11 protein-coding genes are annotated in these 13,383 nt (G+C 67.3%); 5 read left to right on the top strand and 6 right to left on the bottom strand.

The features are described from left to right. Nucleotides 1–7 precede the first annotated feature (7 nt). Entirely contained in the window at nt 8–2,305 is a 2,298-nt protein-coding gene (locus PYR72_RS22865; protein WP_275457039.1) for a (Fe-S)-binding protein, read from the bottom strand. Nucleotides 2,306–2,643: 338 nt separating this feature from the next. Here PYR72_RS22865 and PYR72_RS22860 point away from each other — a divergent pair, with 338 nt between their 5' ends. The 5 genes from PYR72_RS22860 to PYR72_RS22840 all read left to right on the top strand — a co-directional run bounded on the left by PYR72_RS22860 (nt 2,644) and on the right by PYR72_RS22840 (nt 8,250). Further along, the gene (locus tag PYR72_RS22860) at nt 2,644–3,843 is read left to right on the top strand and encodes an MraY family glycosyltransferase (protein WP_275457038.1); all 1,200 of its coding nucleotides are present in this window, start codon (nt 2,644–2,646) and stop codon (nt 3,841–3,843) included. Nucleotides 3,844–4,034: 191 nt separating this feature from the next. Then, nucleotides 4,035–5,888 (top strand): molecular chaperone DnaK, encoded by a 1,854-nt coding sequence (gene dnaK, locus PYR72_RS22855; RefSeq protein WP_005483619.1) that lies wholly within the window; start codon nt 4,035–4,037, stop codon nt 5,886–5,888. After that, nucleotides 5,885–6,568 carry a nucleotide exchange factor GrpE gene (grpE, locus tag PYR72_RS22850; RefSeq protein ID WP_013001938.1) on the top strand — a complete coding sequence of 228 codons (684 nt, stop codon included), beginning with the start codon at nt 5,885–5,887 and terminating at the stop codon, nt 6,566–6,568. The genes dnaK and grpE overlap by 4 nt, the downstream gene beginning before the upstream one ends. A 42-nt stretch (nt 6,569–6,610) precedes the next feature. Then, a complete protein-coding gene (gene dnaJ, locus PYR72_RS22845; RefSeq protein ID WP_275457037.1) occupies nt 6,611–7,789 on the top strand; it encodes a molecular chaperone DnaJ in 1,179 nt (392 codons plus the stop codon). A gap of 5 nt (nt 7,790–7,794) precedes the next feature. Then, the gene (locus PYR72_RS22840) at nt 7,795–8,250 is read left to right on the top strand and encodes a helix-turn-helix domain-containing protein (RefSeq protein WP_275460492.1); all 456 of its coding nucleotides are present in this window, start codon (nt 7,795–7,797) and stop codon (nt 8,248–8,250) included. A 208-nt stretch (nt 8,251–8,458) separates the two neighbouring features. On the opposite strand, the gene PYR72_RS22835 is transcribed toward PYR72_RS22840, so the two are convergent. The 5 genes from PYR72_RS22835 to PYR72_RS22815 form a co-directional block, all read right to left on the bottom strand. Further along, on the bottom strand, nt 8,459–10,276 hold the full coding sequence (locus PYR72_RS22835; protein WP_275457036.1) for a hypothetical protein: 1,818 nt from the start codon (nt 10,274–10,276) through the stop codon (nt 8,459–8,461). Between the two features lie 455 nt (nt 10,277–10,731). Continuing rightward, complete coding sequence (locus PYR72_RS22830) at nt 10,732–11,460, bottom strand: ATP-binding cassette domain-containing protein (protein ID WP_343245535.1); 729 nt, start codon at nt 11,458–11,460, stop codon at nt 10,732–10,734. Nucleotides 11,461–11,533: 73 nt separating this feature from the next. Continuing rightward, nucleotides 11,534–11,935: a hypothetical protein gene (locus tag PYR72_RS22825; RefSeq protein WP_275457035.1), complete on the bottom strand. Its 402-nt coding sequence runs from the start codon at nt 11,933–11,935 to the stop codon at nt 11,534–11,536. A gap of 344 nt (nt 11,936–12,279) precedes the next feature. After that, nucleotides 12,280–12,861: a hypothetical protein gene (locus PYR72_RS22820; protein ID WP_275457034.1), complete on the bottom strand. Its 582-nt coding sequence runs from the start codon at nt 12,859–12,861 to the stop codon at nt 12,280–12,282. After that, on the bottom strand, nt 12,833–13,213 hold the full coding sequence (locus tag PYR72_RS22815; RefSeq protein WP_275457033.1) for a PadR family transcriptional regulator: 381 nt from the start codon (nt 13,211–13,213) through the stop codon (nt 12,833–12,835). The genes PYR72_RS22820 and PYR72_RS22815 overlap by 29 nt, the downstream gene beginning before the upstream one ends. Between the last annotated feature and the right edge of the window lie 170 nt (nt 13,214–13,383).

Below are 13,383 nucleotides of genomic sequence, written 5' to 3'. Positions count from 1 at the left end.
CGGAGGACTACTTGACCGGCTGCGGCTCCGGCTCGCTCTCCGTGTCCGCCGTGCCCGCCGGCGGCTCGTCCTCGTCCGGGACGGGCGTCTTGACGGACTCCAGCAGCAGCTGGGCGACGTCGACGACCGTGATGGACTCCTTGGCCTTGCCGTCGTTCTTCTTGCCGTTGACCGAGTCGGTCAGCATGACGAGGCAGAACGGGCAGGCGGTGGAGACGATGTCCGGGTTCAGGGACAGGGCCTCGTCGACGCGCTCGTTGTTGATGCGCTTGCCGATCCGCTCCTCCATCCACATCCGCGCGCCACCGGCGCCGCAGCAGAAGCCGCGCTCCTTGTGGCGGTGCATCTCCTGCTGGCGCAGGCCCGGGACGGCGGACATGATCTCGCGCGGGGGCGTGTAGATCTTGTTGTGCCGGCCCAGGTAGCAGGGGTCGTGGTAGGTGATCAGGCCCTCGACCGGGGTCACCGGGATCAGCTTGCCCTCGTCGATGAGGTGCTGGAGCAGCTGGGTGTGGTGGATGACCTCGTAGTCGCCGCCGAGCTGCGGGTACTCGTTGCCGAGCGTGTTGAGGCAGTGCGGGCAGGTGGCGACGATCTTCTTGGCCGACTTGGGCTTCGCCGACTCGGGCACGACCTTGCCCTCGTCGTCCATCTCCTCGCCGAAGGCCATGTTCAGCGCGGCCACGTTCTCCATGCCGAGCTCCTGGAACAGGGGCTCGTTGCCGAGACGGCGGGCGGAGTCGCCGGTGCACTTCTCGTCGCCGCCCATGATGGCGAACTTCACGCCCGCCATGTGGAGCAGTTCGGCGAACGCCTTGGTGGTCTTCTTGGCGCGGTCCTCCAGGGCACCGGCGCAGCCGACCCAGTACAGGTACTCGACCTCGGTGAGGTCCTCGATGTCCTTGCCGACGACCGGGACCTCGAACTCGACCTCCTTGAGCCACTCCAGGCGCTGCTTCTTCGCCAGGCCCCAGGGGTTGCCCTTCTTCTCCAGGTTCTTGAGCATCGTGCCCGCCTCGGACGGGAACGCGGACTCGATCATCACCTGGTAGCGGCGCATGTCGACGATGTGGTCGACGTGCTCGATGTCGACCGGGCACTGCTCGACGCAGGCGCCGCAGGTGGTGCAGGACCACAGGACGTCCGGGTCGATGACGCCGTTCTCCTCGACGGTCCCGATCAGCGGGCGCTCGGCCTCGGCCAGGGCCGCGGCGGGCACTGAGGCGAGCTGCTCCTCGGACGCCTTCTCCTCGCCCTCCATGCTCTTGCCGCCACCGGCGAGCAGATAGGGGGCCTTGGCGTGCGCGTGGTCCCGCAGCGACATGATCAGCAGCTTCGGGGACAGCGGCTTGCCGGTGTTCCAGGCCGGGCACTGCGACTGGCAGCGGCCGCACTCGGTGCAGGTGGAGAAGTCGAGGATGCCCTTCCAGGAGAACTGCTCCACCTGGCTGACACCGAACACGTCGTCGTCACCGGGGTCGGTGAAGTCGATCGGCTTGCCGCCCGAGGTCATCGGCTGCAGACCGCCCAGCGCGGTGGCGCCGTCGGCGTTGCGCTTGAACCAGATGTTCGGGAAGCCGAGGAAGCGGTGCCAGGCGACACCCATGTTGGTGTTCAGCGAGACCGTGATCATCCAGATCAGCGAGGTGCCGATCTTGATCATCGCGGTGAGGTAGATCAGGTTCTGCAGGGTGCTCGGGTCCAGGTCCCGGAAGGCCACGACCAGCGGGTACGAGGCGAAGTAGCCGGCCTCGTAGTGGTCCACGTGGTGGATGGCGCCCTCGAGACCGCGCAGGGTGTAGATCGCGAGGCCGATGGTGAGGATGACGTACTCGACGAAGTACGCCTGCCAGGCCTTGGAGCCCGCGAAACGCGACTTGCGGCCGGCCCGGGAGGGCAGGTTGAGCAGCCGGATGGCGATCAGCACCAGGATGCCGAGGATCGTCATCACACCGATGAACTCGATGTACATCTCGAATGGCAGGAAGCCGCCGATCACCGGCAGCGTCCAGTCGGCCTGGAACAGCTGGCCGTACGCCTGGGCGAGGGTGGGCGGCAGCGTCAGGAAGCCGATCGCGACGAACCAGTGGGCGAAGCCGACGATCCCCCACCGGTTCATCCGGGTGTGGCCGAGGAACTCCTTGACCAGGGTGATCGTGCGCGCCTTCGGGTCGTCCGTGCGGCTGCCCGCGGGCACCGGCTGACCGAGCTTCACGAAGCGGTAGATCTGCGCCACGGCTCGGGCGATGAGCGCAACGCCGACCACGGTCAGGACCAGCGACACGATGATCGCGGCGAGTTGCATTGGGGGCTCCTCGGGCCTGCGAGGGTTTTCCTCCGGGGTGCCTGCCCGGCTCCTCGGAGATCATGGGAGTTCATTACTAAGCGGTAACTTATGCAGTCCGTCTGAGACTACCCAGTTCTCCAGCCGCACTGTAGCCAGGGGGGCGGTGATCTGCGTCGCTGAGGGTTGCCTGAGTGCGGGTCTGTCACGCGGGGGGTGGTACCGGGGGCTGGGGGTGGTCGGGGCGGGGTCGGGTCGGGGGCGGGGTCGGGGCGGCGTCGGGGTCGGCGTGGGCGTGCTGTTTCAAAACGATCGTGTTATTCGTGAGAAATTGTGACATTCGCACCTAACGTGGATCCGTGCTGTACGGAATCCTCGCCGCCGCCTCCGCCCTGTTGCTGACCGCCGTGCTCTCGGCGGCCGTACGCCTGCCCGCGCTGCGGCTGGGGATCGTGGAGCGGCGGCGCGGACGCCGGGTGCCGGTGCTCGGCGGGGTCGCCGTGATGGCCGGGGTGGGGGCCGTGGCGTGGGTGGGGGAGTGGAGCGGGGTCGCTCCGCTGGGGCAGGAGGCCGGCCGGCTGATCGTCGTGGGGGCCGGACTCGGGCTGCTCGGGCTGGTCGGTGACGTGTGGCGGCTTCCGGCGGTGCTGGCGGCGGCGGGGGTCGTCGCCGCCGCCGCGCTGGTGGTGCCGTACCGCGAACTGGGTGTGCTGGGCGGGGTCTGCGGGATCGCCTGGATCGCTCTCGTCGTGCACGGGTTCAAGGGGATGACGCGGTCCGACGGGGCGCTCGGGGTGGTCGGGGCCGTCACCGCGTTCGCGTTGAGCGGGTGCGCGGCGGCCGAGGTCATGGACGGTCTGGCGACGCTGTTCAGCGTGCTGGCGGCCGCGCTCACCGGGTTCCTGATGCACAACTGGCCGCCCGCGCGGGTCGTGCTCGGCACCTGCGGGGCGCTCTTCGTGGGCTTCGTGCTCGCGGGGGGCGTCCTGCACGTGTACGCCGTCGGGTACGGGGCGGGTGTCGGGGCGCCCTTCGCCCTCACGGCCGTGGCGACCGTCGACGCGGTCCTCGTCCTCGTCTCGCGGAAGCGGGCGGGGCGGGAGCTGTGGCGGGGCGGGCCCGACCATCTCGCCCACCGGCTGCGGAGGATCGGTCTCACGCCGCCGGGGGTGGTCGTCGTGCTGGGGGTGCTCGCGGCGGGGTCCGCCGGGGTGGGGCTCGCCATCCACATGCTGTGGACGGAGCCGGGGACCGCGTGGTGGGTGGCGGGGGCGGCCGGGGTGGTCGTCCTCGGGATGCTCTTCGTGCCGGTGGGGCCGCCGCGGGGTGCGCGGGCCGGGGCCAGGGCCGGTACGGGGGCCGGTACGGGGGTTGTTCCGGCCGCCGCCGGTGCCGCGGCCCGGCGTGCGCGGGCGGTTCCGACGGGCGTCCACCGGGTTCCGGGCGCCGCCACCCGCCGGCCCATCCCCGGGGGCCGCGCCCCCGGCCCCTCCTCGCGCCCGAGCCACCTCGGCCGCCAGGAGGCGGCGGAGCTGGGGCGGCGGGGGTGGGTGGGGTAGGGGTTGGGGGGCGGGGCTGGGTGCGGTGCTGTGTGGTCGGCCGTCATGGCCCCGTATCCCCAGGTCAGGGCGTGGTTGCGTATAAGGAAAACATAAGAGTTGAGCCTCCTCGACTCAGCTCTGTTGACCCATCGGGAGCCGTCGTGCACACTTGAGTCCGTTCCACTCAAGTCATTGTTGGAGGAATTGAAATGGCACGTGCGGTCGGCATCGACCTGGGCACGACTAACTCCGTCGTCAGCGTTCTTGAAGGCGGCGAGCCCACCGTCATCACCAACGCAGAGGGCGCCAGGACCACGCCGTCCGTCGTCGCCTTCGCCAAGAACGGTGAGGTGCTCGTCGGCGAGGTCGCCAAGCGCCAGGCGGTCACGAACGTGGACCGGACCATCCGGTCCGTCAAGCGTCACATGGGCACGGACTGGAAGATCGAGCTCGACGGGAAGCACTTCAACCCGCAGCAGATGAGCGCCTTCATCCTGCAGAAGCTGAAGCGCGACGCCGAGGCGTACCTGGGCGAGAAGGTCGCGGACGCGGTCATCACCGTCCCGGCGTACTTCAACGACTCCGAGCGCCAGGCGACGAAGGAGGCCGGTGAGATCGCGGGGCTGAACGTGCTCCGTATCGTCAACGAGCCCACCGCCGCCGCCCTCGCCTACGGCCTCGACAAGGACGACCAGACGATCCTCGTCTTCGACCTCGGCGGCGGCACCTTCGACGTGTCGCTCCTGGAGATCGGTGACGGCGTCGTCGAGGTGAAGGCCACCAACGGTGACAACCACCTCGGTGGTGACGACTGGGACCAGCGCGTCGTCGACTACCTGGTGCAGCAGTTCCGTGCCGGCCACGGCGTGGACCTCGCCAAGGACAAGATGGCCCTGCAGCGTCTGCGCGAGGCCGCCGAGAAGGCGAAGATCGAGCTGTCCTCCTCCACGGAGACCTCGATCAACCTGCCCTACATCACGGCCTCCGCCGAGGGCCCGCTGCACCTGGACGAGAAGCTCACCCGGGCCCAGTTCCAGCAGCTGACGGCCGACCTGCTGGAGCGCTGCAAGACGCCGTTCCACAACGTCATCAAGGACGCCGGCATCGCCCTCTCCGAGATCGACCACGTCGTTCTCGTCGGCGGTTCCACCCGTATGCCCGCCGTCGCCGAGCTGGTCAAGGAGCTGACCGGCGGCAACGAGGCCAACAAGGGCGTGAACCCGGACGAGGTCGTCGCCATCGGCGCCGCCCTGCAGGCCGGTGTCCTCAAGGGTGAGGTCAAGGACGTCCTGCTCCTCGACGTGACCCCGCTGTCCCTCGGTATCGAGACCAAGGGCGGCATCATGACCAAGCTCATCGAGCGGAACACGACGATCCCGACCAAGCGGTCCGAGATCTTCACCACCGCCGAGGACAACCAGCCGTCCGTGCAGATCCAGGTCTACCAGGGCGAGCGCGAGATCGCGGCGTACAACAAGAAGCTCGGGATGTTCGAGCTGACCGGTCTGCCGCCCGCCCCGCGCGGTGTCCCGCAGATCGAGGTCGCCTTCGACATCGACGCCAACGGCATCATGCACGTGACCGCGAAGGACCTGGGCACGGGCAAGGAGCAGAAGATGACCGTCACCGGCGGCTCCTCGCTGCCGAAGGACGAGGTCGACCGGATGCGCCAGGAGGCCGAGAAGTACGCGGAGGAGGACCACGCCCGCCGCGAGGCCGCCGAGAGCCGCAACCAGGGCGAGCAGCTCGTCTACCAGACCGAGAAGTTCCTCAAGGACAACGAGGACAAGGTCCCGGGCGACATCAAGACCGAGGTCGAGGCCGCGGTCGCGGAGCTGAAGGAAGTCCTCAAGGGTGAGGACACCGCCGAGATCCGCACCGCCACCGAGAAGGTCGCCGCCGTCTCGCAGAAGCTCGGCCAGGCCCTGTACGCCGACGCCCAGGCCGCGCAGGCCGCGGGCGGCGAGGCCGGCGCCGGCGCCGGTGACGCCAAGGCCGACGACGACGTCGTCGACGCCGAGATCGTCGACGAGGACCGTGAGCGCAAGGACGGTGCCGCGTGACGGAGGAGACCCCGGGCTTCGACGAGCAGCAGCCGCAGTCGGCTCAGCCGCAGCAGCCTGATGTCCCCTCCGGCTCTGACGACGCCGAGCCGAAGGCCGCCTCCCAGGAGGGGGCGGCCCCGGCCGGGGACGCGGCTGCGACGGCCCAGGTGGCCGGTCTGACGGCACAGCTGGACCAGGTGCGTACGGCGCTCGGTGAGCGCACGACGGACCTCCAGCGCCTCCAGGCCGAGTACCAGAACTACCGCCGACGGGTCGAGCGCGACCGGATCACGGTCAAGGAGATCGCCGTCGCGAACCTCCTGACCGAACTCCTGCCCGTGCTCGACGACATCGGCCGGGCGCGGGAGCACGGCGAACTCGTCGGCGGCTTCAAGTCCGTCGCCGAGTCGCTGGAGACGGTCGCGGCGAAGATGGGCCTGCAGCAGTTCGGCAAGGAGGGCGAGCCCTTCGACCCGACGATCCACGAGGCCCTGATGCACAGTTACGCGCCCGACGTCACCGAGACGACGTGCGTGGCGATTCTCCAGCCGGGGTATCGCATCGGCGAGCGCACCATCCGCCCCGCGCGGGTGGCCGTGGCCGAACCGCAGCCCGGTGCGCAGACCGCGAAGGCAGAGGAGGCCGAGGGTGCCTCCGGTGCCGACGACAAGGAGAGCGGTGGCCCGGACGAGGGCTGACGCAGGCGGCATGCGGGACGAGCGGAAGGAGGGACGTCGCGGATGAGTACCAAGGACTTCATCGAGAAGGACTACTACAAGGTCCTCGGCGTCCCCAAGGACGCCACCGAGGCCGAGATCAAGAAGGCGTACCGGAAGCTCGCCCGCGAGTTCCACCCGGACGCCAACAAGGGGAACGTCAAGGCCGAGGAGCGCTTCAAGGAGATCTCCGAGGCCAACGACATCCTCGGTGACCCCAAGAAGCGCAAGGAGTACGACGAGGCCCGCGCCCTCTTCGGCAACGGCGGGTTCCGCCCGGGGCCGGGCGCCGGCGGCGGCTCGTTCAACTTCGACCTGGGCGACCTCTTCGGAGGCGGCGCCCAGGGCGGGGGGCAGGCGGGCGGCTTCGGCGGGGGCATCGGCGATGTCTTCGGCGGCCTGTTCAACCGGGGCAGCTCCGGCACCACGCGGGTACAGCCCCGGCGCGGCCAGGACATCGAGTCCGAGGTCACGCTGAGCTTCACCGAGGCCATCGAGGGGGCGACCGTCCCGCTCAGGATGTCCTCCCAGTCGCCCTGCAAGGCCTGTTCCGGCACCGGCGACGCCAACGGCACACCCCGGGTGTGCCCGACGTGCGTCGGCACCGGCCAGGTCGCGCGGGGCTCGGGCGGCGGCTTCTCCCTGACCGACCCGTGCCCGGACTGCAAGGGCCGGGGCCTGATCGCCGAGGACCCCTGCGACATTTGCAAGGGGTCGGGCCGCGCCAAGTCGTCCCGGACCATGCAGGTCAGGATCCCGGCGGGCGTCTCCGACGGTCAGCGGATCCGGCTGCGGGGCAAGGGCGCGCCCGGTGAACGGGGCGGCCCGTCAGGTGACTTGTACGTCGTCGTGCACGTCGACCCGCACCCGGTGTTCGGCCGCAAGGACGACAACCTCACGGTGACCGTCCCGGTGACCTATGCCGAGGCGGCCCTGGGCGGTGAGGTCCGGGTCCCGACCCTGGGCGGACCGCCGGTCACCCTGAAACTGCCTCCGGGCACCCCCAACGGCCGTACGATGCGGGCCCGGGGCAAGGGCGCCTTCCGCAAGGACGGCACCCGCGGGGACCTGCTGATCACCGTCGAGGTGAGTGTTCCGAAGGACCTGTCGGGGAAGGCTCGTGACGCCCTGGAGGCGTATCGCGAGGCGACCGCGGGCGAGGATCCGCGGGCGGAGCTGTTCCAGGCCGCGAAGGGAGCATGAAGGTGATGGACGGCCGCCGTCGAAACCCCTATCAGCTGACGGAAGAGACACCGGTGTACGTCATCTCGGTGGCCGCCCAGCTGTCCGGTCTGCACCCGCAGACCCTGCGCCAGTACGACCGTCTCGGCCTGGTCTCCCCGGACCGCACCGCCGGGCGCGGCCGCCGCTACTCGGCCCGTGACATCGAACTGCTGCGCACCGTCCAGCAGTTGTCGCAGGACGAGGGCATCAATCTGGCCGGCATCAAGCGCATCATCGAGCTGGAGAACCAGGTCGCGGCCCTCCAGTCGAGGGTCGCCGAGATGGAGGCCGCCCTCGACGGCGCCGCCGCGACCATGCGCCAGCGCGAGGCCGCGGTCCACGCCTCGTACCGGCGCGACCTGGTGCCGTACCAGGAGATGCAGCAGAGCAGCGCGTTGGTGGTGTGGCGGCCGAAGGGACGTCAGACGCCGTCGGACTGACCATCCCCGTACGCACGCGTAAGGGCCCGGAGGTTCATGCGAACCTCCGGGCCCGTGTGCGTCAAGCCCTTCACCCGGTGGGAGCAGGTGGCCCTCTCATCGGCACGGCCCGGGTCCGTTCGTAGGGCCAGTCGTCCGGTGCTGCGGCGGGCGGCACGACAGCCGTCGTGCCGCTGACGGTCGGCGACGTGCCGCCCGATCGTGATGATCAGTCCCCCTGGGGTCGCCATGCTTCAGCTTGGCCGGCGGCCACACGGCCGCAGGCAAGCGCAACGCAGAGCCCTGCCAAGGCAACTGCGCTCAGCCCGACGACGAGGAGGGGAAGCGACATCCAGCCCCCTTTTCCAAGGTTGATCAGCAGGCCACCAAGCACAGCGGCGACGATGGCTCCGATGACACCTACTGCGCCGAGCGGCACGGAAAGGTTCCAGAAGGCAATCTTGCTGTAGAAGCTCCGCTCCGTGCGGAAGACGGCCAGCGGCCCCAAGGCTCCAGCCTGCTCCAGAAAGATGCCGGCAGCGCCCAGGGCGCCGGCACAGGCGAGAGCGATCAGGCCGAGCAGCGCCGCGTCGACCAGCCACCGTGTCTGCTCTGCCTGTGCCTGCGCGCCGAGAAACCACGACTGGCCTGGCCTGGCCGTCATAGGACCGATCAAGTGGGAGTAGGCCGCTTGCTCGACAGCGCTGACGCCCTTCTCCCCGCCTGTATTGCGCACGAGGAACCCGTACAACGACATTTCTCCCCCCGTAGGAGCCTTGCAGGCGCACACACTTGAGATCGGTCCGCTCACCATCTCACCTCGCTCGAAGACTTCATGGCCCATCGGAGTGAGCTGCGTGAACACCTCTTCTGCAGCTTGCGGCGAGGAGGGACAGTCCAGCATTGTCCCAAGTGCTGACAAGGCGACGCAGTCTCCCGTCAGGCGTATCTCGGGGTGGTCGGCGGAAGTGCCAGGCTCCGGGGAGTAGCGGATGACGTTCCTCTCTCCCACCGCTGATACGAATCCTGTTGCAGTGGCGGGAATCTCGCGGGAACGAACCTGCAGGACCTCGGCGTCGGACGACTGGTATCTCGAACGGGCTTCCTGGGCGGGTCCTGTGAATTGCGTGGTGAAGACCTGTCCGATCATCACAACCCCGAGTCCGACGACAAGTGCGGCGCTCAGCCGGGCCAGAGCCGCCGGTCGGGCGGCGAGCCAGCGGCCGGCGACGAGACGTACCGGGTCCCCTCGCTTTAGGCCGCGCGCCGCCATGCCTCGACCCAGCAGCCTCGCTAGTTGGGCGGCTGCGTAGGGGAGAGCGATCAGGGTCACAATCGCGCCGACGACGAAGCCTGTCCGGCCGCTTGCACCCCGGTGCTCGGAACCCCAGACGGCCAGTGCCATGCCGCAGACGAAGAGCACGAAAGACCAACGTGCATGGCTACTGGATGTGCGCGTGGGGCGAGAGCTGACACGCCTCGTCCTGCGAATCCCCGCGGAAATCGCCAGGAGGACTAGGGCCATGTATGAAACGAGTGCCGTCAAAGGGAGTTGAGGAAGCGCCGAGCGCAGATCCTGCGACCAGACTTGGTATCCCGTGAAGGGAAGCGTCAGTGAGATGAAGGAGAGGACGAACACGGCCGCACTGGCACTGAGGATGCCAACTGCGATCGGTGCCAGGGCTTCTCCAGCCAGTACAAGAGCACGAACGCGGTTGGGAGCACCCAGCGCGTCCAGAAGTGCCAGCCGACGATCCCGCAGTTCGGCTCTGCTCCGGACAGCGACCAGGACAAGTGCGGTGCAAGGGAGGCCGGCCATCAGCAGGATGATGATGTAGAGATCGGCAGCCTCCCGGTCGAACTGGTGGCTGCCGATGAAGAACCGGTCAGGGGTGGGATTGCCGAAGCCGCTGATGCGAGATGTCACCTCGAAGACGCTCGCGAAGTAGTCACTCCGCTCAGGGTTGACGTACGCCACAAGTTCCGAGGCGTCGGCCAAGCCCTGTCGGCCGATTTCTCCCGCGAGCCGCCCGTAACGGTTGCTCATCCCTGGGGCCGCTTCCCGCAACGCGGGAGAAAGGAAAGCCTCGCCCGGCTCAGGCCAGCGATCGAGACCTGGAGGTGGAACAGCCTCTTTGGCAGTCGGCCGAAGAAAAATCACACTGACGCTACGGCCCTCGACAGCATCCGGCCTTTCCCACCACCGGGCCACCTCAGAGCCTGCTGCCGCACCTTGGGAGACCGGAATGGGATTGCGTGCGGCCATGCGCACCGCACGTTCCGTGTGCACTGCATCCACACATACCAGACACCAGACAACCAGCAGCGTCAGAAAGGCCGCGGCGGCTAGGGAGACGCGATGGATCGAGGCGCCCGCACTTGGGCCGGATCGTCGGCCAATGGTCAGCGCGAGCCTCTCGCGCTGACCGATCGAAGCGACGCGCCCCCGTGCCATTCCCAGCGGACTCTGGGGCGTCGAACGGGTTGCGGTAGGTGTGGTTGTCATGACGTAGCCACGCCTTCGTGGCGCCCATCAGAGGTGAGTCTTCCCTCATGCATGCTGAGAACCCGGTCCGCCCGAGAAGCCACCAGCTGATTGTGCGTGACCACTGCGAGCGCACACCCGCGGGTGGCCGGTAGCGAGAAGAGCAAGTCCGCCACGACGGTTTCGGCATCGCCGTCCAAAGCGCCGGTTGGCTCGTCGGCAAGTACAACAGTGGGTTCACCGATCAGGGCGCGGCCCACGGCGACCCGCTGGCGCTCGCCTCCTGACAAGCCTCCGGTTGCCGCTGCCAGCACCTTTGTGAGACCCAGCTCCCGGATCAGTTGGTGAGCGCGCGCATAGGTGTCGGAGGCTGGGATACCTGCCATGAGCGCCGGCAGAGCCACGTTTTCAAGCGGGGTCAGTTCCGGCAGGAGCTCTCCGAACTGATAGACTATCCCCACTGAACGAAGCCTGGCCGCTGCGCGCCGATTGGCCGAGATAGCCGTCATCGTGTGACCTGCCAGCACTACGGTGCCGCTCGTCGGTGACAGTAGCCCGGAAAGACAGCTGAGCAACGTGCTCTTTCCGCACCCGCTGGGGCCGGTGATCGCGACGCTCTCCCCGGGTTCGACCCTCAGGTTAAGGGACCGCAGAATCACACGGTCCGCGACCTCGTAGCGGAGATCGCGGGCTTCGATGCCGCCGGAAGCGGATTTACCAGGGCTCACGTAGCCGCTCCAGATCAATCGTCAAGTCTTGTAGGTCGGCCACGAAGGTGGCACCGCTTGGTGACGGCACCACCTTCGTGACTTTCAGTGACTAGTACCGGTACTCAAAGCTGGACCACGCGTCCGGCGCGAAGTCTCTGATCTGGTGGGCCTGGTGACGGTACACGAGGTTCGTGCTGTTGCCGCTAGCATTGCAGTGGCCGTTTCCGCTGTGCTCCTGGACCGCGCCGTGGGAGCCGGAATCGCGGTAGTAGTTGCTCTCTACCGAGTTCCCGTCAGCATCCCCATCACAGATCTTTGCGGCCTTCCAGCCGTTGATGGCTGTTGAGCACGAGTTGAAGGAGCAGACCTTGGCCTGTGCCGTCGGTGCCCCCGCAGCAAGGATTGCCGTAGCGGCAATCATTCCCGCTATAATGCCTGCACGCCTGCGCATTACATCCTCCTGAAGTTGGGTGAGCAGATAGGCGGTGGGTGCGACGTCGACTCGTCGCACCCACATTTTTTTGTACGGCAACCGTCGCCAGTGCATCGCAATGAGGGCATGTGGTGACGGTTGCGCATACATTCGCACACCACTTCGAGGGGGGCCAAAGGTGTTGGGTCACTGAAGAGGGTGGAAAATGCGCCACCCGCGAACGAGAGTGAGTGCCCAAAAAGGGTAAATCGGACACCGGTGTCGGATTTTTTTATATTTGGGCACAAGGTGGATGCTCAGTTGTGAATACTCGACTGTCTGAAAAGATGCCCAAGGTGGACTTAAGTGAGAGGAGGGAACCAATGATTCCGGCAACGTGCCCAACGCGCTGCTCGTCACTTCATGTCCGCACGGTCGCAGAGTCAGGTCGGGGAGGGTGATCCGGTCTCTTTCGGCCCTTGTGGTGTTGATGAGGGGGCGTCGGGGCGGAAAGTGGGCTCGTTCGAAGGCTCAGGGTTGGAGGATGGCCGTCCTGCCGCATCGTCCGACTCTGAAGGGGTGGCGGATATGGATTTCTTTGCCGGTTCTGCTGGCTGTCCGGGGTCATGCATTCCCCGCACAGTCAAAAACGTCAGCAAGGTCGCGATGGCTAGGGAGGATATGCCGGAGGTGACGTAAAGCGCGCGTCGTCGGGGGGGAGGCGGGTGATTTTCGGCGCTGCCGCCTTCACGGCTGTCGGCATCTTTCCCCAGGGGCTCGGGAGTTGCTTGGAGGTTATCCGAGGGGGAGAGTTCCGCTGCTATGATATCGGCGGGTTGTCCAACTCTGTCTAGAATCGCCAGGATGGTGGAAGTGTCGAGAGTCACCGCGTTTTCCAGAGCTGCATCGATATGCTCGGAAATTTCTTCCCTCAATTCCTGGCGGCGCTCACGAGGAAGAGGGGACGACGCGCTATCCAGGCGCGTCAGGTATTCCTCAATCAGTTTTTTTGAGGTGGAGGTCACGTGTGCTCTCCTGAGTTTGCAACAGCTGATCGACGGCTGTGCGGAAGGATGACCAGTCGGCTGTGAATTCCTCCAGCGCCCGTCCCCCTCGCGGCGTCAGAGTGTAATAACGACGGGGTGGCCCGACTGTCGACTCCCTGGTGAGGGAGGCGACCCATCCCTCCTTGCGAAGTCGCGCGAGAAGTGGATAAATCGTGCCTTCGCTCGTCGACAGCCCATGTGCATCACAAAGTTCCCGTACGAGCTCGTAGGCATATTTCTCGCCGTCGCGGAGCAGGGCCAGAACACAGAACTGGAAGACACCGCGCCTGAGTTGGCTGACACCGGATTGCGCTTCGGGCGACACTACCATGTACCGCAAGGTACTGGTCGTTGCGGTGAAGCGCCAGCCCCGACGTTGGCCTGTGTCGATCTTTAACCTCGATCTTTCGTGACGGTCCGCTGACGTAGTCGGTGGACCGTTCCGCTTTCTGGGGCTCATGGCGGGCAGGCCGAGGGCCCGAGTTTCGTCTCGGGTGGACG

This window comes from Streptomyces sp. VNUA24 (assembly GCF_029167005.1).
Taxonomy (GTDB): Bacteria; Actinomycetota; Actinomycetes; order Streptomycetales; family Streptomycetaceae; genus Streptomyces; species Streptomyces scabiei.
Note: the sequence above shows the minus strand (reverse complement) of the source record. Positions and strands in the feature narration are given on the sequence as shown.